The sequence below is a fragment of the Arthrobacter yangruifuii genome (assembly GCF_009192775.1).
Taxonomy (GTDB): Bacteria; Actinomycetota; Actinomycetes; order Actinomycetales; family Micrococcaceae; genus Arthrobacter_B; species Arthrobacter_B yangruifuii.
In genome coordinates, this window is sequence record NZ_VTFX01000005.1 from 321,349 (window position 1) to 341,901 (window position 20,553).

At 65.4% G+C, this 20,553-nt stretch carries 19 protein-coding genes; 10 read left to right on the top strand and 9 right to left on the bottom strand.

Annotated features, from left to right (window positions below; translation table 11 throughout):
- Positions 1-18 precede the first annotated feature (18 nt).
- Both GD627_RS12385 and ligM read right to left on the bottom strand, forming a co-directional pair.
- Positions 19-1,128: an alpha/beta hydrolase gene (locus GD627_RS12385; RefSeq protein WP_152272765.1), complete on the bottom strand. Its 1,110-nt coding sequence runs from the start codon at positions 1,126-1,128 to the stop codon at positions 19-21.
- A 320-nt stretch (positions 1,129-1,448) separates the two neighbouring features.
- Positions 1,449-2,852, bottom strand: coding sequence for a vanillate/3-O-methylgallate O-demethylase (gene ligM, locus GD627_RS12390; protein ID WP_152272766.1), 1,404 nt, complete (start codon positions 2,850-2,852; stop codon positions 1,449-1,451).
- Positions 2,853-3,159: 307 nt separating this feature from the next.
- Here ligM and GD627_RS12395 point away from each other — a divergent pair, with 307 nt between their 5' ends.
- Positions 3,160-4,137, top strand: a complete 978-nt coding sequence (locus tag GD627_RS12395) for an ABC transporter substrate-binding protein (RefSeq protein WP_152272767.1) — start codon at positions 3,160-3,162, stop codon at positions 4,135-4,137.
- Positions 4,138-4,139: 2 nt separating this feature from the next.
- Here the strand turns inward: GD627_RS12395 and GD627_RS12400 are convergent, their stop codons facing one another.
- The 3 genes from GD627_RS12400 to GD627_RS12410 form a co-directional block, all read right to left on the bottom strand.
- Entirely contained in the window at positions 4,140-5,000 is an 861-nt protein-coding gene (locus tag GD627_RS12400) for a methylenetetrahydrofolate reductase (protein ID WP_152272768.1), read from the bottom strand.
- Positions 5,001-5,046: 46 nt separating this feature from the next.
- The gene (locus GD627_RS12405) at positions 5,047-6,786 is read right to left on the bottom strand and encodes an L-lactate permease (RefSeq protein ID WP_146362612.1); all 1,740 of its coding nucleotides are present in this window, start codon (positions 6,784-6,786) and stop codon (positions 5,047-5,049) included.
- Positions 6,787-6,990: 204 nt separating this feature from the next.
- Positions 6,991-7,698, bottom strand: a complete 708-nt coding sequence (locus GD627_RS12410; protein WP_152272769.1) for a YoaK family protein — start codon at positions 7,696-7,698, stop codon at positions 6,991-6,993.
- Between the two features lie 126 nt (positions 7,699-7,824).
- Here GD627_RS12410 and GD627_RS12415 point away from each other — a divergent pair, with 126 nt between their 5' ends.
- From GD627_RS12415 to GD627_RS12425, 3 genes are read left to right on the top strand one after another with little or no spacing between them, the layout of a single operon-like run.
- Complete coding sequence (locus GD627_RS12415) at positions 7,825-9,639, top strand: gamma-glutamyltransferase family protein (protein ID WP_152272770.1); 1,815 nt, start codon at positions 7,825-7,827, stop codon at positions 9,637-9,639.
- On the top strand, positions 9,623-10,348 hold the full coding sequence (locus tag GD627_RS12420) for a GntR family transcriptional regulator (RefSeq protein ID WP_194266048.1): 726 nt from the start codon (positions 9,623-9,625) through the stop codon (positions 10,346-10,348). Before GD627_RS12415 ends, GD627_RS12420 begins: the two co-directional genes overlap by 17 nt.
- Before the next feature lie 40 nt (positions 10,349-10,388).
- The gene (locus GD627_RS12425) at positions 10,389-11,351 is read left to right on the top strand and encodes an L-lactate dehydrogenase (protein ID WP_152272771.1); all 963 of its coding nucleotides are present in this window, start codon (positions 10,389-10,391) and stop codon (positions 11,349-11,351) included.
- Here the strand turns inward: GD627_RS12425 and putP are convergent.
- Both putP and GD627_RS12435 read right to left on the bottom strand, forming a co-directional pair.
- Positions 11,348-12,859 (bottom strand): sodium/proline symporter PutP, encoded by a 1,512-nt coding sequence (gene putP, locus GD627_RS12430; RefSeq protein ID WP_152272772.1) that lies wholly within the window; start codon positions 12,857-12,859, stop codon positions 11,348-11,350. The two genes, GD627_RS12425 and putP, sit on opposite strands and share 4 nt — an antisense overlap.
- Positions 12,860-12,922: 63 nt before the next feature.
- Positions 12,923-13,651, bottom strand: a complete 729-nt coding sequence (locus GD627_RS12435) for a DUF72 domain-containing protein (protein ID WP_152272773.1) — start codon at positions 13,649-13,651, stop codon at positions 12,923-12,925.
- Positions 13,652-13,765: 114 nt separating this feature from the next.
- On the opposite strand from GD627_RS12435, the gene GD627_RS12440 reads away from it, so the two are divergent.
- From GD627_RS12440 to GD627_RS12460, 5 genes are all read left to right on the top strand, one after another.
- Positions 13,766-14,266, top strand: a complete 501-nt coding sequence (locus GD627_RS12440) for an SRPBCC family protein (protein ID WP_152272774.1) — start codon at positions 13,766-13,768, stop codon at positions 14,264-14,266.
- A gap of 115 nt (positions 14,267-14,381) precedes the next feature.
- Complete coding sequence (locus GD627_RS12445) at positions 14,382-15,371, top strand: LLM class flavin-dependent oxidoreductase (protein WP_152272775.1); 990 nt, start codon at positions 14,382-14,384, stop codon at positions 15,369-15,371.
- Positions 15,372-15,419: 48 nt separating this feature from the next.
- Positions 15,420-15,890: an acyl-CoA thioesterase gene (locus GD627_RS12450; RefSeq protein WP_246165479.1), complete on the top strand. Its 471-nt coding sequence runs from the start codon at positions 15,420-15,422 to the stop codon at positions 15,888-15,890.
- 101 nt (positions 15,891-15,991) lie between these two features.
- Complete coding sequence (locus GD627_RS12455; protein WP_246165480.1) at positions 15,992-16,537, top strand: DUF421 domain-containing protein; 546 nt, start codon at positions 15,992-15,994, stop codon at positions 16,535-16,537.
- Between the two features lie 284 nt (positions 16,538-16,821).
- Positions 16,822-17,025 carry a cold-shock protein gene (locus GD627_RS12460; protein ID WP_146362594.1) on the top strand — a complete coding sequence of 68 codons (204 nt, stop codon included), beginning with the start codon at positions 16,822-16,824 and terminating at the stop codon, positions 17,023-17,025.
- Between the two features lie 268 nt (positions 17,026-17,293).
- Here the strand turns inward: GD627_RS12460 and glsA are convergent, their stop codons facing one another.
- Entirely contained in the window at positions 17,294-19,108 is a 1,815-nt protein-coding gene (gene glsA, locus GD627_RS12465; RefSeq protein ID WP_152272776.1) for a glutaminase A, read from the bottom strand.
- Positions 19,109-19,316: 208 nt separating this feature from the next.
- Here glsA and GD627_RS12470 point away from each other — a divergent pair, with 208 nt between their 5' ends.
- Positions 19,317-19,520 (top strand): cold-shock protein, encoded by a 204-nt coding sequence (locus GD627_RS12470; RefSeq protein ID WP_146362590.1) that lies wholly within the window; start codon positions 19,317-19,319, stop codon positions 19,518-19,520.
- Between the two features lie 53 nt (positions 19,521-19,573).
- On the opposite strand, the gene GD627_RS12475 is transcribed toward GD627_RS12470, so the two are convergent.
- Positions 19,574-20,377 (bottom strand): FadR/GntR family transcriptional regulator, encoded by an 804-nt coding sequence (locus tag GD627_RS12475; protein WP_152272777.1) that lies wholly within the window; start codon positions 20,375-20,377, stop codon positions 19,574-19,576.
- Positions 20,378-20,553 lie beyond the last annotated feature (176 nt).

Consider the following 20,553-nt stretch of genomic DNA (forward strand, 5'->3'; position numbering starts at 1 on the left):
TCCGGCCGGGCGGGCTGGCTAGGCGGCGATCCGCCCGTCCCTGCGGAAGATGTCCTCCGGCCGATCCTCCCGCAGCGCAATGACCTTCTCCGGCGGCATTCCGGGCAGGGCAGCTACTCCGGTGACTTCCTCCAGGAACGCGACGGTGCGGTGCAAGGATTCCATGGCCTCGGGGCGGTGGAGCTGGAACTGGTACTCGTGACCCAGAGCCGGTTTATGGTCCTGCGGCCAGAAACTGCGCCGGACGGGTACCCCCAGGTCCTGGAGCCGGTCCGCCAGGGGCAGGGACTGCGTGCGGGTCAGATTGTCCCCGTTCCCACCGGAGATGTAGGTGGGCGGGAAACGGCGGTCCACGTGTTTCGGAATGCACATGTGCTCCGCGGCAGCGGTGCCGGCCCAATCCTTGGAGCCGGTGTAGGACCACAGCGCCTTCCTGAGCCCCCAGCCCACCGGTCCGGCCATGCGGGCCACGGCGTCAAGATCGAACACGCCGCAGTTGAGCAGGATTCCGCGCAGCTGTCCGGGATCCGCGGCCGGCACAACCCCTGTGTCCTTGGCGTACCCGGGATTGGTGATGACCAGCGCCAGCTGTGCGGCCAGCTGTGCTCCGGCAGAATCGCCCGCCAGCACAATCCGGTTCGGGTCCAGTCCGTAGCGGTCCGCATGTTCGCGCATCCAGCCCAGAGCTGCGTTCAGTTCCTGCACCGCCGTCGGATAAACGGCCTTCGGCGAGATCGAATATCCCACCCCCAGGACGGCGTAACCGAATCCGGCCAGGACCCTGAGATACGGCGCCACATCTTCCTTGGAGCCGGAAATCCAGGCTCCGCCGTGGATCCACATCACCACCGGGAGCGGTTTCCGCGCCGGCTCCTCCGGAAGAAACAGATCCAGGGAGGGTTTTGAGGAGGATCCCAGATAACGCAGGCCACGGTGTCCGGTCACCGTAAACCGGGGGATATGGGGCAGGACCTTTTTCACCGGCACCTTGCCGGCTGCAGCGAAGACCCCGCGGATGAGCAGCGCTGACGCCCGGCGGTCCAGTTTGAGAACGGCAGCGGCACTTATCCCGGCAACGGCGCCGGCACCGGCCAGGAGCCCCGCTGTAATTAGCGAGGAATGCTTCATGCCCTTAAGCTAAATCCCCGGAATCAGGCGCCTTTCTGCAGGTTCCGCGTCACTGCGCGGCTCCGGGCCGGCGGGTGGGGGGAATCTCATGGCACGCAGTGTCCGGCGTTACTGCCGCAGGCCCCCTGGCCGATGCCGTGGAACTGATCCAGGACGGATCCAGGACCCATCCACGGAGCCGGACGCCGCAACGGGTCCCGGGACAGTGAGTCCCCGGACGCCGCAACGGGTCCCGGGACCGTGAGTCCCCGGACGCAGCAACGGGTCCCGGGACTGTGAGTCCCCGGACCCGTTGCCTGTTTCACGCGGCGCAGTTACGGTCAGCCTTCGCTGCCCGTCCGCCAGCCGCCCTTGTATTCCTTGCGGACCGTTTCAGAGAACGGCACCGGGCTCACGGTGGCACGCACATCAAGCTGCCGGTGCGGCTCCACCGTGGTCTTAGCGCTCCCGCCGTCGGGCTCGCCCCACACCACCCGGAGTTCGGCGCCCAACGGGACCGACGGATCAACCGTTGCCAGCGAAAGGCCGCGGCGCTCATTGGCCGAGTATCCGGTAAACATGGAGACGCCCACGATGTTGCCGTCCGCGTCAATGACCGAGTCATAGTTGGAGGACCCGTAGTTGGCCAGCGGGAGGTCGAAGGACTTGTACGGCTCCTCGGTACCCAGCGAGGAGGTGAGGATCTTCCCCAGGTCTTCGGCGTTCCAATCCAGCGTCACCTTGCGGCGCTGGGTTGCCGGGTCCATCTGCTCCAGGGCATCCCGGCCAATGAAGTCATGGTCGAACTTCACGAAGGATCCGTAGCCCAGTTCCCACGGGGTGAGGTAGTAGTCCTCGATGTTCGGGCTGACAAAGCTGCCCGCAATGGCGTTGGAGGCTTCGTAGCTGTCCGCCCCCAGCCACTCCCGGTAGGGCCGCAGCTCCTCGCCGGTGTAGATCGCCGGCAGCGGTGACGGGATCCATCCGGATTCCAGCGTGTTGGACGGATAGGCACGGGCACCGACGGCGGCCATTCCAAACTCCGCGCCCGCCTCCATGATGGTCTCCCGCACTTTTTCGTAGGACCCGTACTCGCCCCAGATTTCCAGCCCCGGTGCTCCGGCCATGCCGTGGCGGAGCGTCCGGACCTGCTCTCCCGCGATGGACATGTGGTCCATGTTGAAGAACTTCAGCTGTTCCACCGAGGAGCCGTTCAGCTTTTCGATGATCTGCCAGGCATTGGGGCCCTGGATCTGGAACCGCCAGTAGCGGCGGGATACCGGGCGGCCCATCGGCCGTGAGGGGGAGCGCCGGTCTACTTCGATTTCGAGGTCGTAGCCGCCGGTTTCGGCATTGAACAGCAGCCAGTTGGCCGCCGGTGCCCGGCCCACGTAGATGTATTCGTCGTCGGCCTCGTGGAAAAGAATGCCGTCGCCGATGACGTGGCCCGACGGGCCGGTGGGAACGTACTGTTTGGCCTTGTTGACCGGGAAGTTCGCGACACTGTTGACCGCAGTATCGGAGATCAGCTTCAGGGCGTCCGGGCCTTTGATGAACAGGTTGTCCATGTGGTGGGACTGGTCAAAGAGCACCGCCGTCTCGCGCCAGGCCCGCTGTTCACTCCGCCAGTTGCTGAACTCCGGCGCGACGACGGGGTAGACGTACGCCCCGATCTGGGAATTGCGGAGTTTGTCCACCACATTTCCGCTCGCGTCGAGGACCTCCTGCAGATTCTTAGGTGCCACGTTGAACCTCTTCTTCTCTGGAATCTTCACTTGCTCTTTTCTCCGGAACCTCAATTCCCTTTCGGCGAACGAGGCATTTTGTTTAGCGCCCGTCCGACGGAATGGAATACACCACGGATTGTCCCTGACCCTAGGGCCATCTGCCGTTGCTGTCGAGAGCTGTCCATTCGGCACCCGCTGCCGAAGGCGTTCAGCCGGCCCACGGAAAACCTCACTGGCCGAGCCGACCAAACCCGGTTAGGGTGCGTATACCGACAGGGCGGCCGGTACCTGGCTCGCCTCCGGCTAAGGAAAACTGGAGGGTGCAATGAGGAAGCTCGGTATTGCTGCGGTTCTGGCGATGGTCTTAGGCGTGACGGGATGCGGGGGCGGCTCGCCGTCGTCCTCCGATACCGCCGAGAGCGGCGGCACGGACCTGGTGCCCATCGAAGTGGGGGTCATTCCCATTGTGGATGTAGCCCCGATCTATCTGGGGGTGGAGCAGGGGTTTTTCGAGGACGAAGGGCTGGACCTGACCCTGACCCTGGCCCAGGGCGGCGCGGCAATTGTTCCGGCTGTGACCTCGGGACAAATGGCCTTCGGATTCTCCAACGTCACCTCCATGATCGTGGGCAAATCAAAGGGCCTGCCGATTCAGATGGTGGCCCCCGGCGCCAGCACCACCGGGGATGTGGATGCGGACTTCGCCTCCGTGATGACGCTCCCCGACAGCGGGATCGAGGAAATTGAGGATCTGGCCGGCAAGCGGGTGGGGGTGAATACGCTGAACAACATTTCAGATTCCACCATTTCCGAAGCGGTGAAGCAGGCGGGCGGCGACTACGAAAGCATTCAGTTTGTTGAAATGGCCTTTCCCGATATGCCGGCCCAGCTCGCCGGCGGCAACGTGGATGCCATCGCCGCGGTAGAACCCTTTGTCACCATAACCTCGGCACAGGGGGCGGTTCCGGTGTTCTCCAACTATGCGGAGCCCATTAAGGACCTCACCGTGGCCGTGTATTTCACCTCGGATTCGTACGCCCAGGAAAACCCCGAAACTGTCGAGAAGTTTGTTCGTGCAATGACCGCGTCCCTGGAATTCGCTGAACAGAACCCCGACAAAGTGCGCGGCGTCCTGCCGAGTTACACCTCGCTTGAGCCCGACGTCATCGAGCAGCTGACACTGCCCCGATACCTCGGGGAGATCAACGAAGACTCACTGACTGAGGTGATGCGTATTTCCCTCGACCGCGGCCTGATCGAGGAGGAACCCGACCTCGAAGCACTCCTGCCCAAGTCCCAGTAGCCCTAGCCCTGGTAGTTCCGGATCCAGTCTGCCGTCGTCTTGATCCCGCCGAACGTGTAGAAATGCAGCCGGACGTCTCCGTGGACGGCGGGCGACAGTGCCTGGGCCAGATCCTGGATAAACCGGTCCGGGCCGGCCGTGCCCAGGAGGTTGGTCAGGGAGAACCCGTACTTATGGGCGATTCCGGCCGAGGATGACACCCCGAACCGCCGCGCGTAACCGAGGAGGCGCTTCACGCCGGCGGGCCCGGGCACGCCGATCCGTACGGGCGCGGTGACACCCCGGCTGCGCAGTTCCTCGAGCCAGGCCAGGACCGGAGCGACGTCGAAGCCGAACTGCGTGGTGATTGAAGCGTCCAGGCCGTTCTCGTCCAGCGCAGAGATCTTGTCTTGAAGGGCCGTCCAGAGGGTATCCGCATCGATGTCCGGGTGTCCCTCCGGATAGCCGCTGATGCTCACGGCCCGAACCCCGTGCCCGGGGAGCATTCCGCTGCGGATCACGGACAGTGCATCAGGGTAGGGCCCGAGCGGGGAAACCGGGTCTCCGCCGACCACAAAGAGCTCTTCGGTGGCTTCCACTTCCTCGAGGGACTCCAGGAACTTGCCAAGGTCTTCCCGCGATTGAAGCCTCCGGGCGGAAATGTGGGGAACAGGAACCAGCCCGCCGGCCCGGACGGCGGCCGCGGCCGCAACGCGCATAGGCAGGTCCTCGTTGCCGAGGAAGGTGACATTGATCCGCGTCGCCGGGGGGATGGACGGCTGGGCTTCCTGCAGTGCGCCGATGTCCTTTCCCGTCATCTCGAGCGAGAAGCCAGTGAGTAAGGGGGCAGAAGGGGCAGGAGTTTCCGTAGAGTCTTCAGTCATGCGCGTTACCCTAGCGAGCGCGGTAACCAGTGTCCACGGTTTGCAGCTACGGCAGCATCCACTCCAGAACGGGGGTGGACTGCAGGTAGACCAGAATGCACAGGGCCAGGAGCAGCAGCACGCTCCAGCCGATCACCTTGCGCAGCAGCACGGATTCCTGGCCGCTCATGTTCACGGCTGCGGCACCGATGGCCAGGTTCTGCGGGCTGATCAGCTTGCCCATCACGCCGCCTCCCGTGTTGGCAGCCACCAGGAGATGGGGGTCCAGTCCGGCTTCAATTCCGGCGGTCTGCTGCAGTTTGGCGAACAGGGCGTTGGCCGAGGTATCTGACCCGGTGACGGCCGTACCGATCCAGCCGAGCACAGGGGAGAGGAAGGCAAAGAACCCGCCGGTGGCTGCCAGCCAGGTGCCGATCGACACGGTCTGCCCGGAAAAATTCATCACGTAGGCCAGGGCCAGCACCCCCAGGATGGTCAGAGCGGCGGAACGCATCCGCACCGCCGTCGTCCAGATCTCCCGCACCGCCGCGCCGAGGCTCAGGGGATACCGCCCGTGTTCGTTGAACCGTGAGTAGACCACGGCAACGATCAGGCCGGTGATCAGCAGCAGGGTGCCGGGACTGATCAGCCACTCGAAGGAATAGATGGTGGAGGACTGGGTCTGGCCGTTGGTGTCCAGCAGGGCTTCGTGCAGCACGGGCCACGGAACCTCAATAGTGGTTCGGGCCAGTGCCGCGGGAACGTCAATGCCGAGCGTCCACAGGTTGACGAAGCCGAAAATGACGATGACCGCTACATAGGGAAACAGGGCCATCCATGCCCGGGACGCGGTCAAACGGTCCTCCGCGGCATCATCCGCCGAGGTCTGGACAGCAGCCGCCGCACCGGAACCGGCCGGGGTCCAGCCGTCGGCCCGCGCCTGGGCCAATTCAGCTTTCATCCGCTGGTCCGCTTCGGCTCCGTGGCGCGGACGCCAGAAGCGCAGGAATCCCACCGCAGCCAGCATCGCCACCAGGGAGGCGACTATATCCGTCAGTTCGTAGGAGAAGTAGTTCGAGCAGAGGAACTGGAAGACGGAGAAAACGACGCCGGTGAACAGGGCTACGGGCCAGCAGTCCCGCAGGCCGCGGCGTCCGTCCAGGATAAACAGCAGGATCAGCGGGACGAACAGGGCCAGCACGGGAGTCTGCCGTCCAACCACGGCACCGATCTCCTCGCCGGTGTAGTTGGTGAGGTTGGCCGCGGTGGTAATGGGAATGGCCAGGGCACCGAAGGCCACGGGTGCGGTGTTGGCAACGAGCACTGCCGTGGCCGCACGGATGGGGGCGATGCCCAGTGCCAGCAGCATGGTGACGGTGATGGCTACGGGCGCACCGAATCCGGCCAGGGCCTCGAGCAGCCCGCCGAAACAGAAGGCCACGAGGATGGCCTGCACGCGGAGATCTCCTCCGCCGATGGCGTCGAAGACCCGCCGGAGGTCCTCGAACCGTCCGCTGAGCACGGTGACCTGGTACAGCCAGACCGCCATCACAATGATCCACACCACGGGGAACAGCCCAAACGCCGCACCCTGGGTGGCGGACAGCAGGGCCAGTCCCAGGGGCATGCCGAAACCGAAGACGCCGACGGCGAGGGCCACCAGCAGCGCCCACGCTCCGGCAACATAGGCACGGGTCTTGGCGAAGGCCAGCAGGAAGAAAAATGTCAGCAGCGGCAGGAGCGCCACGAGGGCGGACAGGCCGACGCTGCTAAGAACAGGATTGGTGCTTGGGGTGAAGCTGTCCATGGTGACCTCCGCGTCAAGTCTGGAACTGACTGCGACGGATGGAGCTTCCCTGCCCGGGCCGGACAGCGGCCTGCCGGGGAAGCGCTGGAACAAGCGTTTCACTAAGCGTACGGCGGGACTCCCGGCAGGTAACCCCCGGACAGGGTCCGCGGCCCGCAGCGGACCGGATGGGCCGTTTGGCTTCGCCGGGCCGTCACCCCCGGCTTAGCCGGCCGTAACCCCGGCCTCACGGCTTTCGCGGTGGTGGCGGACATATCCGGCGGCTGCCACACAGATCGAGATGGCGGCGGAAACGGCCAGGCCCAGCCAGAGGCCGACGTTCAATGCTGCCGCTCCGGCAACGGCGCCGAGGAGAATCAGGGCGATGGCCAGCGCGCGGCGGACCCAGTACTGGCTGCCGCCCCCCGCGAGGCGTGAATCGGAGGCCAGTCCCGTGATGGTTGAGGTCACCACGACCGTGGTGATTTCGGCAACCTTGAGCCGTTTGGCGGTAGCGGCCTGGACACCCATCGCGGTGGCGAGTGCCGACGTCGTGATGCTGCCCAGGACGGAGTCACCCTGCACATCGACCAGGGCCGTAAAGACGGCCAGCGAGGTGATGACACCGGCCACTACGGCCAGGGAGAACGACGTGCGCCAGGACCAACCCTCCGGTCCCTTGCGCAGCATCCGCCCGGCGAGGGCGGCTCCGAGCATAAAGAACACCAGGGCGAGGACGGGACGCAGGATCGGCAGGTCCGCTCCGCCGGCAAACGCCATGCCGAGCAGCACCACGTTGCCCGTCATGTTGCCGGTGAAGACGCGGTCGAGGCCAAGGTAGCCAACGGCGTCGACCACTCCGGTGGAGAAGGTCAGGGCCAGCATCAGCCACAGATGCACGCGTTCGGTGGGTACGTCGTTCAATCGCTTCACTGGCGGGAGGTCTCCTTAGACGGCCGTTGCGTATACGAACGCGTGGCAGATTGTCCGATTGTATTCAAAACGGTCCGGATAAATGCAAGGATTCCCCTAAACCCGTTACCGGCCGAAAGCTTACCCATGACCTACACCGCCCCGAACTCCTTCACCACGCGGCCGACCCTGCAGGGCACCTTCGGAATGACCGCCTCCACGCACTGGCTCGCGACGGCTTCAGCCCAGGCCGTATTGGAACGCGGGGGGAACGCCTTTGATGCCGCCGTGGCGGGCGGTTTTGTGCTGCACATTGTTGAACCGCACCTGAACGGCCCGGGCGGAGACATGACCGCCGTGTTCGCGACGGCGGCGAATCCTTCCGACCCTGTGGTGCTGATGGGCCAGGGTCCGGCCCCAGCCGGGGCCACTCGGGAGCATTACCTCGCCGAGGGCCTGGAGCTGGTGCCCGGCGCCGGTGCCCTCGCCGCAGCCGTTCCGGCCGCCGTTGACGCGTGGCTGCTGCTGCTGCGCGAGCACGGCACCTGGGAATTGGCGGATGTCCTGGCGTTTGCCATCGATTATGCACGCAGCGGCCATCCCGTCCTGGGCCGGGTCGGCGCCACCATCGAGTCCGTGGCGGAGCTGTTCACCGAGCACTGGCCCACCTCGGCCGCCCAGTGGATGCCCGGCGGCCGTGTGCCCAAGGAAGGCGACATCCTCCGCAACGAGGCCTATGCCGGGGTGCTGGAGCGGCTGGTGCAGGCCGGCTCCGGCGAGGCAAGCCGGGCCGAACGGATCGATGCCGCCCGGCGCGAATGGCGCGGGGGTTTCGTGGCGCGGGCGGCCGCCGATTTCGCCGCGGCGCCGCACCGCCATTCCTCGGGCACCGACCACGCCGGCGTCATTACCGCCGCGGACTTCGCGGCCTTCGAAGCCGGGTTTGAACCCGCAGTGACGTTCGACTTCCGCGGCTACACCATCGCCAAGACGGCAGCCTGGGGGCAGGGACCGGCGCTGCTGCAGACCCTGGCCATCCTCGCGGGTTTCGACGACGACCGGCTGGACCCCTCCACCCCCCTCGGCGCACACACCATCCTGGAAGCCCAGAAGCTGGCCATCGCCGACCGCGAGGCATACTACGGCGACGCGCAGGTGCCCCTGGACTACCTGCTCAGCGAGGAATATGCCGCGGAGCGCCGGGCGCTGATCACCGACACCGCTTCCCGCAAATTCCGTCCCGGCACGGTGCCCGGCTCCATCCCGTTCGTGCCGCCGCTGCGCACCGAATACCTGCCGCCCGCCCTGGCCGGAGCGGGCAGCGGCAGCTTTGCCGGCGTCGGCGAACCGACAGTGATGCCCACCGGCGAGACCCGCGGAGACACCTGCCACATCGACGTCGTGGACCGGTGGGGCAACATGGTTTCGGCCACCCCCTCGGGAGGGTGGCTGCAGTCTTCCCCGACCATCCCCGCACTGGGGTTCTGCCTGGGCTCGCGGCTGCAGATGACCTGGCTGGAAGAGGGCGCCCCCTCCACCCTGTCACCGGGGAAACGCCCGCGCACCACGCTGACGCCCACGCTGGTGCTGCGGGACGGCCAGCCCGTGGTCGCCCTGGGATCCCCCGGCGGGGACCAGCAGGACCAGTGGCAGCTGCTGTATCTGCTGCGCACCATCGTCGGAGGCTATACCCCGCAGCAGGCTATCGACGCCCCCGCCCTGCACACCACATCCATTCCCGGATCTTTCTGGCCACGAACCTGGACCCCCGGCGGAGCGGTGGTGGAGGACCGGCTGGGGGAGGACGTGATTGCGGATCTTGAAGCCCGGGGCCACGCGGTGACGCGGGCAGGGGACTGGGCCCTGGGCCGCCTCTCCTGTGTTGTCCGTTCCCCGGATACCGGTGTGCTGCAGGCGGGGGCGAATCCACGGGGAGCGCAGGGGTATGCCGCCGGGCGCTGACGGTGCCGTCCGCATCCAGGACACGATCCGCCGGGACATCATTTCGGGTCGGCTGGAACCGGGAACGCGCGTGAGGGAAGCCGTCCTGGCGGCGAGATACGGTGTTTCCAGGGTTCCTGTCCGTGAAGCCCTGAAGGCACTGGAAGCGGAGGGTTTCGTGGAATCGCGGCCCTATGCCGGCTCCAGGGTGGCTCAGATCCCGGCCGATGATGCCGGGGACCTGTTCGCCGTGCGGGCAGTGGTGGAAGCCGCGACAGCACGTCGCGCGGCGGAGCACGCCGGCCGGCAGCTCGCCGCCGGAGCGCCGGAGGGATCGTGGTGGGAGACGCGGCGCGGCATCGCCCGCATTTTGGACGCCGGCGATGCCGCCGTTGCGGAGCGCCGGCTGGACCTGCTGCCGGAATTGAACGGACGGTTCCACCTAGCGGTCGCGGAGCTGGCCGGAAGCCGCTCGCTGACAGCGCTGCTGCGTCAGCTCGCCGGCAAGATCGAATGGCTGTACGCGGCCGACGTCGCATCCCGCGGCAAAGACTCCTGGAGCGAGCACCGGCGGATCATGGCCGCCGTCGACGCCGGAGACGCGGCATCTGCGGCGGAGCTGATGGCTGCCCACGTCCGGGAGTCCCGCACGGGATACCTGAGCAGGTTCGGCCCGTTCCCGGCCGACGGGCACCCGTTCCGTTCCGTTCAGGAAGGCACCGGCCTATAGTTCAAGAGGGGTTCCCTCCTACTGTGAGCGAGGCTTTTCCATGGCCAACATCACCACTCGGCCCATCACCAAGCTCGGCATCGTGGGCGCCGGAAGCGTCGGCACTTCGCTGGCCTACGCAGCCATCATCCGGGATACGGCCCGGGAGATCGCAATCTATGACATCGACGCGGTCAAGGCCGAAGCCGAAGGGCTGGACCTGGCCCACGGCACGCAGTTCACCGGAGCCAATACCGTCACCGGCGGAGGCGACATCGAAGCCCTGGCAGGCTCCGACGTCGTCGTGATCACCGCCGGAGCCCGCCAGCAGCCGGGCCAAAGCAGGCTGGACCTGGCCGGCACCAACGTCCGCATCCTGGAGACGCTGATACCGCGGCTGATGGAACAGGCCCCGGATGCCGTCTACATCCTGGTCACTAATCCGGCCGATGTGCTGGCGGTCGCGGCGCAGAAGATTGGCGGGCTGCCGCGCAACCGGATCTTCTCCTCCGGCACCGTGCTGGACACCTCCCGGCTGCGCCTGCTGCTGGCACGGGAGGCGCACGTCCTGATGACCAGCGTGCACGCGACCATCATCGGCGAACACGGCGACACGGAGTTCCCGGTCTGGTCCAACGCGTCCATCGGGCCGGTGCCCATCCGGGAATGGGAGGTCAGCGGACGGCAGGTCTTCACGGATGAATTCCTGACCGCCGCGACCAACGACGTCGTCAATGCCGCCTACCAGGTGATTGAGGGCAAAGGAGCCACCAACTATGCGATCGGCCTGGCCGGAGTCCGCATCGTCGAAGCGGTGCTGAACGCCGAAAACGCCGTCCTTCCCGTGTCGGCGATGCTGGACGGCGAATACGGCATCAGCGGCGTCGCCCTGTCCCTTCCCTCGGTCGTGGGACATAACGGCGTCTACAAGATGCTGGAGATGCCGCTGGACGAGGAAGAGGCCGGGAAACTGGCGGCATCTGCCGAAACCCTGCGCAGCACCCTGGCCTCGCTCGGAATTTAGCGGACCACGGAGGCTTCCGGCGTGCCCGCGGCCGGTTCCTTGGCCAGGCGTACCGCCTCGTTGAACTCTTCCTCCACATCAGCCGAGGGTTTGTGGGTCAGGATGCTGACCACCACGGACAGGATGATGTTGATGGCGAAGCCGGGAACAATCTCATACAGCGTCCCGGACAGGGAATCGATGCTGCCCCAGACATACGCAGTCACGGCTCCGGCGATCATGCCCGCCAGCGCGCCGGCGGTGCTCAGGCGCCGCCAGAACAGGGCCAGCAGAATGGTCGGCCCGAAAGCAGCACCGAAGCCGGCCCAGGCGAAGCCGACCAGGTCCAGGATGGTGTCATTGCGGCCGAAGGCGATGAGGATGGAGATCACGGACACCACCAGGACGCCCAGCCGGCCCAGCATCACCATCGAGCGTGGTGAGGCGTCGCGCTTGAGCACAATCTTGTAAAGGTCCTCCACCAGCGCGGAGGAGGTCACGATCAGCTGTGAGGAAATGGTGCTCATGATCGCGGCGAGCACGGCGGCCAGGACAAAACCGGCCACCAGCGGGTGGAAGAAGATCTGCGCCAGGCTGAGGAAGACGGCTTCAGGCTCGTCCAGGGTCAGCGCGTTCTGCTGGAAATAGGCAACTCCCACCAGTGCGGTGAGGATGGCACCGACCACGCTGAACAGCATCCATCCGACGCCGATGCGCCGTCCGGCCTTGGCATCTGCGGGGGAGCGCAGCGCCATGAAGCGGACAATGATGTGCGGCTGGCCGAAATAGCCCAGGCCCCAGGCCAGCGCGGAAATAATACCCAGTGCCGTGCCGCCGGCAATGGGGTCCAGCATGTCCGGGTTCACTTCACGCAGGGACTGGGCCATGCCGCCGAATCCGCCCACCTGGGTCAGGCCCACCACGGGCACCAGCACCAGGGCGGCGACCATCATCAGGCCCTGCACGACGTCGGTGTAGCTGGCAGCGAGGAAGCCGCCGAAGAGCGTGTAGGCAATGGTGACGACGGCGACGATCAACATGCCGGCCATGTAGCTGGAGCCGAAGGAGGTTTCGAAGAAGACACCGCCGGCCACCATGCCGGAGGAAACATAGAAGGTGAAGAAGACCAGGATGATCACGCCGGAGACAACACGCAGCGTCCGTGACCGGTCCCGAAGCCGGTTTTCCAGGAAGCTGGGCACCGTGATGGAGTTGTTCGCGACCAAGGTGTAGGCCCGCAGGCGGGGGGCAACAAACTTCCAGTTCAGCCAGGCACCCACGGTCAGCCCGACGGCGATCCACCCCTCCACCAGTCCGGAAACGTAGATCGCACCCGGCAGGCCCATCAGCAGCCAGCCGGACATGTCCGAGGCTCCGGCGCTCAGGGCAGCGACGCCGGGTTTCAGGTCCCGGCCGGCCAGCATGTAGTCGTCCAGATTGTTGGTTTTCCGGTAGGCCCACCAGCCGATGGCCAGCATCGCGAGCATGTAGACCGCCATGGCGATCACTTTGTACATCTGGTCCGTCATTTGTTTGGATTGCCGTTCAGTAGGGTGCAGGGCGTCACTTACGGCAATCAAGTATGTCAGACGTCACACGAGCGTCAGCTCCTTGAGCCTCCGGGCGTTACGGACCGCGTGCCCCTCGCCGTCGTTGTTGAAATAGGCATAGACGTCCTTCCCGGCGGCATTCCATTCCCCGATCCGGGCTACCCACCACTGCAGGTCCTGCTCCGAATAGGATCCGGCGTAGAGCCGCTCGGGGTCCGGCCCGTGCAGGCGGACATACACGAAATCGGCCGTGGCGCGCAGGGTGCAGGGCAGGTGCGCACCGCTCATGACCGTGTAGGCGGCGCCGTGGCGTTCCAACAAGTGGAAGACGTCTTCGGTGTTCCAGCTGTCGTGGCGGAATTCCACCGCCACGCGGATGCTGTCCGGCAGTCCAGCCAGCACATAATCCAGGCGCTCGTCATTGCGCTCCATGTCCGGGGAAAGCTGCAGCAGGAACACTCCGCTGCGGTTCCCCAGCTCGGCAAAGCACCGCTGGATCCGTCCGAGCCATTCATCCGGATCCCGAAGCTTTCGGGCATGGGTGAGTCCGCGGGGAGCCTTGACCGAAAAGACGTAGCCTTCCGGCAGCCGCTCCCGGTACGCGGCGAACGCCTCTTCCCGGGGCCAGCGGTAAAAGCTGCCGTTCAGCTCCACGGTGTCGAATTCAGCGGCGTACTTTTCCAGCCACGCGCGTGCGGGCACGCCCTTGGGGTAGAGCACATTGCGCCAGTGGGTGTAGGCCCAGCCCGAGGTTCCGATATGAATGCTCATCCCGTCCAAACTAGCGCCCGCTGCCATGCGCCGCGGCATTGTGCTGGCCCGGCCGCGGTTCCACACTGGAGTAAGGACCGCCGCAAGACCCGTCCCCGCACCTAGGAGCCATCCATGGATGACGAGCTTCCCGACGACGGAGAGGACTTCCTGCATATGGTGCGGGATCTGCCGTCCGGGCCCTCCGCCATTTATTCAGCCTGGATTGACCTGGCGGGCATCACCGCCTGGTGGGGGGCCGAGGGTTTTATTGTTCCGCCGGACCGGGTCTCCGCCAATCAGCACGAAGGCGGGGACTACCAGGCCTGCATGGTCAATACCGTCACCGGTGACGAAGTCTGGTGGGGCGGCGAATACCGGATCCTCGATCCTCCGCGCCAATTCGAGGTGACGCAGCAGTGGAGGCACGCGGACGGCTCACCGGCGGGCCCGGTAAGGGTGATCAACGTGATGCTGGAACCCCTTCAGATCCCGGAGGATGAAGCCATCACCCGCATGACCTTCCGGGAGGGACCCTTCAGCGAAGACAAGCTGCTGCGGGGGCATGAAGCCACCTGGAACCAGTCCTTCAGCCGCCTCGCCGGTTATCTGGCCAGGCGGGGCGGACGGCAGTGACGTGAGGCGCCCCCCAAGCATGCCGCGGATGAAATAACCAAGGCTGCATCGCGGTTGCTACTACCGTGCCCGGGCAAAAAGGTCCGGAGTGCAAGCAACTGAAAGGCACGCCTCAATGACTGTTCCGCTCTCCATACTCGATCTCGCCATCATCGATGAGGGCCAGACGGCACGTGATTCCTTTGCCTCTTCGCTGGCGCTGGCACAGCACGCGGAAAAGCTCGGCTACACCCGTATTTGGTACGCCGAACACCACAACATGCCCACTATCGCGTCCTCGGCCACCAGCGTGCTGATCGGCTACATTGCCGCGCACACCGAGAGCATCCGGCTTGGCGCCGGCGGCGTGATGCTGCCCAACCATGCGCCGCTGACCATTGCCGAGCAGTTCGGCACCCTCGAAACGCTCTTCCCGGGCCGCATTGACCTGGGCCTCGGCCGGGCTCCGGGCAGCGACCAGAAAACCATGCGCGCGCTGCGCCGCGACCCCATGTCTTCGGACAGCTTCCCCCAGGACGTCCAGGAACTGCAGGGCTACCTGACCGGCAACACCCTCATCCCGGGCATCAACGCCACGCCGGGTGCCGGCACCGACGTGCCGCTGTACATTCTTGGATCCTCCCTCTTCGGGGCCAAGCTGGCCGCTGCCCTGGGCCTGCCGTACTCCTTCGCCTCACACTTCGCTCCGCAGGCACTGCAGGACGCCGTCATGATCTACCGCCGCGACTTCAAGCCCTCGGCCCAGCTGGCCGAGCCGTATGTCATCGCCGGCGTGAACGTTATCGCCGCGGACACAACGGAGGAAGCGCAGCAGATGTTCACCGACTCGCAGCGCCGCCGCGTCACGCAGCTGTTCGGACGGGACCGCACCTTCACGGATGAGGAAGCCGACGCGATCCTGCAGTCGCCGGGCGGCCAGCAGGTCAAGCAGATGGGCCGCTACTCCGCCGTCGGCAACCCCGGGGAAGTCCGGGACTATCTCGACTGGTTCACCGACCACGCGCAGGCGGATGAGCTGATCGTTGCCACCCAGACCGCCACGCTGGAATCCCGGCTGCGCTCGTTCCAGCTGCTCGCGGATGCCGCCCTGCCCGTCCGCTCCTGACCGGCCCTGCAGCACGGCGGCCTGCGGCTGCTGTGCTAGATATGAAGGATGAGCTCTAACTCCTCCGTCATCCATTGTTCCGTCGGTATGCGCTGGGGGGACATGGATGCCTACGGGCATGTCAACAATGTGGAGATTGTCCGCATCCTGGAGGAAGCACGCGTGCATGCCTTTGGTCCTCCCGGCGGAACGGGAGGGCCGGGGCTGCAGCCAGCCGTTCCATTGTTCAGCGATGTGCCGCCGGGCACCCGGTCCCTCGTGGTGGAGCACCGGGTCCGTTACGTTGCCGAGCTGACCTACCGGAACATCCCCGCCGACGTCGACGTCTGGATCAGCGCGGTCAAGGGAGCCAGCCTCACCCTGGCCTACGTCATCCATGACCCGGTCACCGGCCAGGCCTGTGTGCGGGCCGAGACCACCCTGGCCTTCGTCGACGGCGCTACGGGGGCGCTGCAGCGCCTGACGGCCACCCAGCGGGAGATGGCGGCGGCGCACAAGGGCGCATCAGTCTTCGCCTGACGGCCGGGCCGGCGCCGCGACCCCTGTGACCCGTCCCGTGCGGCCACTAGCATCTTCGGTAGTCCGGCAGTTCCCCGAACCGGGGTCTAAGGAGATGCACCGTGTGGCACAACCTCGGCGTCAGTCCGTCCGAAGCGCTCTGGGTGGTTGTGAGCGCCCTGGGCATCTATACGGCTTTTTCCCTGATGGTCCGCGGATTCGGGCAACGTGCGCTGGCCAGCTGGTCCACCTTGGACCACGCCATCGTGCTCGCGCTGGGCGGGGTGCTCGGCCGCGTTGTCCTTGGATACACACCCACCCTGGCGGCCGGCATCATCGGGCTGGCGACGATGTTCGGGATGCTGCGGCTGGAGGCCTACCTGCGCCGCAGCCGGCGTGGTGCCTACCTCACCAGCCGTCCGATCCTGCTGATGGCCGGGAACGAGATCATCCATGACGGACTGCGCAAGGCCCGCATTCATGAGGAGGAGCTGTACTTCAAGCTGCGTCAGGCCGGAATCCGGAATCTCTCCGAAGTGGCTGTCGCGATCCTGGAGCCCACCGGCGAGGTAAGCGTCCTGCGCCGGGGTGAGCTGATTGATCCTCTGCTGTTGACGCGGGTGCCGGACCAGCTGCGTATTCCGCGCGAGCTGGTTATGCCGGAGTAGGCGGCCCGGCTGTCTGCCCGACGGGCGGACAGCCGGGCCTACGAGGCCGCTACGAGGCGGCTACGACGCCGCTACGACGCGGCCGGAACGGGCCCCGGGGGAGTGGATTAGGCATGTGGGCAAACCTCGTGTAGGCTGAAACGCAGTTGTTGTGTTGCGCATTTTGTATTTCAAGCGGCGAAACCAAACGGTCTAGCTGCTTTTCTGTAAAAGCGGTAAAGGAACACCGCGACTGAAACCGCCCGAAAGTCGGGATGTGTTTCGAATGCAGAAGGAATATTAAAATGGCTACAGGTACCGTGAAATGGTTCAACTCCGAAAAGGGCTTCGGCTTCATTGAGCCCGACGACGGCAGCGCCGACGTCTTCGCTCACTACTCCGCGATCAACTCCAACGGCTACAAGTCGCTGGACGAGAACCAGAAGGTTAGCTTCGACACCGAGCAGGGCCCCAAGGGCCCGCAGGCCTCGAACATCCAGGCCCTCTAATCTTTTAGAGACTTTGTAACGGCCGCTTAGCGCCGATACTCACAAGAGCAGGACGGGATCTCCCGTCCTGCTCTTGCGTTTAACCGGTGGATTCCAGCGCGCATCAGGGGCCGGCGGTCCGGCCGGTCACCGGAGGGATCCGTCAGTTTGTCCGGATCCCTGCACTGCGTGGCGCAGGAACCCGGACCAGCAGCGGGGGACCCGGACAATAGGCGGGGGACCCGGTGCCTCGCGCACCAGATCCCCCGGATTCCCGGCGTACCCCGGCTTAGTCGTGGATTCGCACTGCTGCCTCGCGCAGGTACTGCTCCACCCGGGCGTACGCATCCTGCGTCAGGGCCTTCCACAGGTTCATGCTCAGCACCGGGTCCTGTTCCGCCAGCTCGTCGATGGCGTCCGCCGTTAGCACCTTGACCTGCACCGGCCCGGACGCCTTTACGGTGGTTTCCTGGCGCCTGTCCTCGCCCATGGCCATTTCGCCGAAGGTCATGCCCGGGCCGAGGGTGGCGAGTTTGACCCTGCTGCCGTCCGGTCCGGGTATGGACGTCATGATTTGCCCGGAGACGATGAAGAAGACGCCGCCGAACCGCTGGCCCACGCGCCGGACCACGTCGCCGTCGTCGTACGTCCTGTCCTCCATCATGTCCTGCAGCAGCTGGGCGTCATCGGGATCCAGCGGGCTGAGCGCGGGGGAATCCGCAGGCTCGATGGTGTCCGGCAGGACCAGTTCGGTGCCGTGGCCTTCCAGCATCCTGTTTTCACACCACTCGATTGCCGCTGACCTGGTGGTGAAGGACGCCGTTTCCCGGCCGAGCTCCTGCAGGGATGCGGCGACCGTCCCTTCGAGCTCCACAAACGCCAGCTCCCGCCCGCTCCGGCGGAGCATGTCCTCTGCCTCGGCTATCAGCCTGATGGCGACGTCGGACACTTCGTCTACGCTGCGCAGATCGGCAACCACTAGTTCGACGTCGTCGGGAAGCTCCGTCAGCGCACGCACCATGGATTCAGCACCGGCGAAGAGCAGGTCGCCGTTGAGCTCGATCACCTGCACCCGGTGGCCGTGTTCGGCCAGGATCTCGGCTGCCTCATCCGTGCGCCGGATGCCTGAGGGGGCAGCGGTGATGTCATAAATGGCCCGGATGGCGGAGCGGCCCGTCCGCGCGGCGCGCACGAAGTGCAGTCCGAGGTCGTGGGACAGCCGTTGGCTGACCGCCACCCCGCGGACGCTGTTGCCGTGGGCATCGAGGGGAGGGGAATAGACCGCCAGACCCACCTGCCCGGGCAGGACGGCCAGGATCCCACCGGCCACACCGGACTTGGCGGGCATGCCGACGCTGCTGATCCAGGATCCGGCGTCGTCATACATGCCGCAGGTGGTCATCACCGAAAGCACGCGTTCCACTGAAGCGAGGTCAAGGACTTCGTCTCCGGAAAGGGGATGCCGGCCGCTGTTGGCCAGGGTGGCGGCCATCAGGGCGAGGTCCCGTGCATTGACCATGACGGAGCACTGACGGAAGTAGTCCTTGATGATCGGTGCCGGATCGGTTTCGATAATGCCGAAGGAACGCAGGAGGTAACCCAGGGCGGTGTTGCGGTGTCCGGACCTCGCCTCGGAGGTGTAAATGCGCTGGTTCACATCGAGGTCACGTCCGGCGAAGGCGGAATAGGTATCCAGGATGCGCTTGAAACGGGACCGGCCGCCGGATCCCTTGACCAGTGAGGTGGCGGTCAGGGCGCCGGCGTTGATCATGGCGTTGGCGGGCCGGCCGGTGCCTTCGGCCAGGGAGATTTCATTGAAGGAATCCCCGGAGGGCTCCACGTCCACTTTGGCATCCACGGCCTCCATGCCCAGATCGGCCAGGGCCAGCGCGTAGGTGAAGGGCTTGGAGATGGACTGGATACTGAACTCCTCGCGCGTGTCCCCCACTTCGTAGACATAACCGTCCGCGGTGGCCAGCGCTATCCCGAAGCAATCCGGGTTGACGTTGGCCATGGCCGGTATGGCGCTGTACGGTTTGCCGTCCTTCAAACCGGCTAGCTCGGCGTGGATCCTGCGTAGGTAGTTCTCGATCGGGGAGTCCATGCTTCAAGCCTAGGTGCTGCCGGAGGGGTGACTCTCCACGGGTCCCGCGCTATACTTTTTCTTGTTGCAGTGTTGTGCAATTTGTACGTTCAAGCGGCGAAACCCAGATCTAGGGCCAGCCGCTTTTTCTGTATTTTGCACAGAAGGCACGGCAGCGTGAAACTCCCCGAAGGTCGGGGGCAGGTTTCGTTCAGAAGGATGATTAAAAATGGCAACAGGTACCGTGAAATGGTTCAACGCTGAAAAGGGCTTCGGCTTCATCGAGCCCGATGATGGCAGCGCTGATGTTTTCGCCCACTACTCCGCTATCAACTCCAGTGGCTACCGGTCTCTTGAAGAGAACCAGAAGGTCACGTTCGACACCGAGCAGGGCCCCAAGGGTCCCCAGGCGGTTAACATCCAGGCTGTCTAACTAGACATTATGGTCCGTTTCACGGGCCGGCTTGAATCAGGAGCAGGACGGGATTAATTCCCGTCCTGCTTTTGTTTTGCCCGCGTATTCATCTCCGTGCTTTCCGGCGCTGAACGCCGAAGTGCGTTATCCAGCATCTCCAAATCAATGCGGGCATGCATGCGACCAAGATCACCGGCTTCGGCGGACCGCTGCCCGGTGATAGCGGCGATGAGCTTCTCATGATCGCGCAAGGCGCGTTCCTCCATCCGGCGCATTCCCTCGGCATCGCCCCAGGGATGCCGGGGTGCCGAGATGCTGACCCGGGCCTCGAGATCGAGCAGGAGCGCGGACAGCGTGTGGTTGTGCGCCGCGGCGCCGATGGCCAGGTGGAGTAGTTCATCGGCAATCTGCGATTCCGATCCCGAGGCCGCCCGGCGGAAAGCCTCAAGACATTGCTCCAGCACCGCTATGTCATCCTCGGAGCGGTTTTCTGCGGCCGCGCGGCACACGGCGCCCTGCAGGTGGGCAATGGCTTCGGACGTGTCCTTAAGTACCTCCCACCGGCTGCCCAGGACGCGGTGGACGGCCGGGTGGGCGGAGTTCCCCGCCGCTGCCGGCAGGGAACTCTGTACAAAAGACCCCCCGCCCCGGCCCCGCTGGGTCCGCAGCAGCCCCTCCCGCACCAGCCGGGAAATTGCAGCGCGGACCGTCATCCGTCCCACCCGCAGGGACGCCGCCAGGTCCCGCTCCGAAGGGAGCCTGGAACCGGGCAGATACTCGCCCACGGCTATCGCGGTGATGAGCCGGTCGGCTATGTCGTCCACGCGTGAGGAAATCTCGAGCGGGGTGTCGAGACCACCGACGCTGCCTTCCATGACCGTCCTCCTGGTTCCGCCGCGGCGGGGTCTGCGATGACCGGAGCGGTGCCGGCACGTAACAAACATTCTAATGAGGTTATTGGTCTTGTTTGGAGACCTTTTCTCCGCAATGATGACTTCGCCGGACCCGGCACGGACCGTGCCGGCGGGCGCCCTGCAGTAGAAACCCCCTT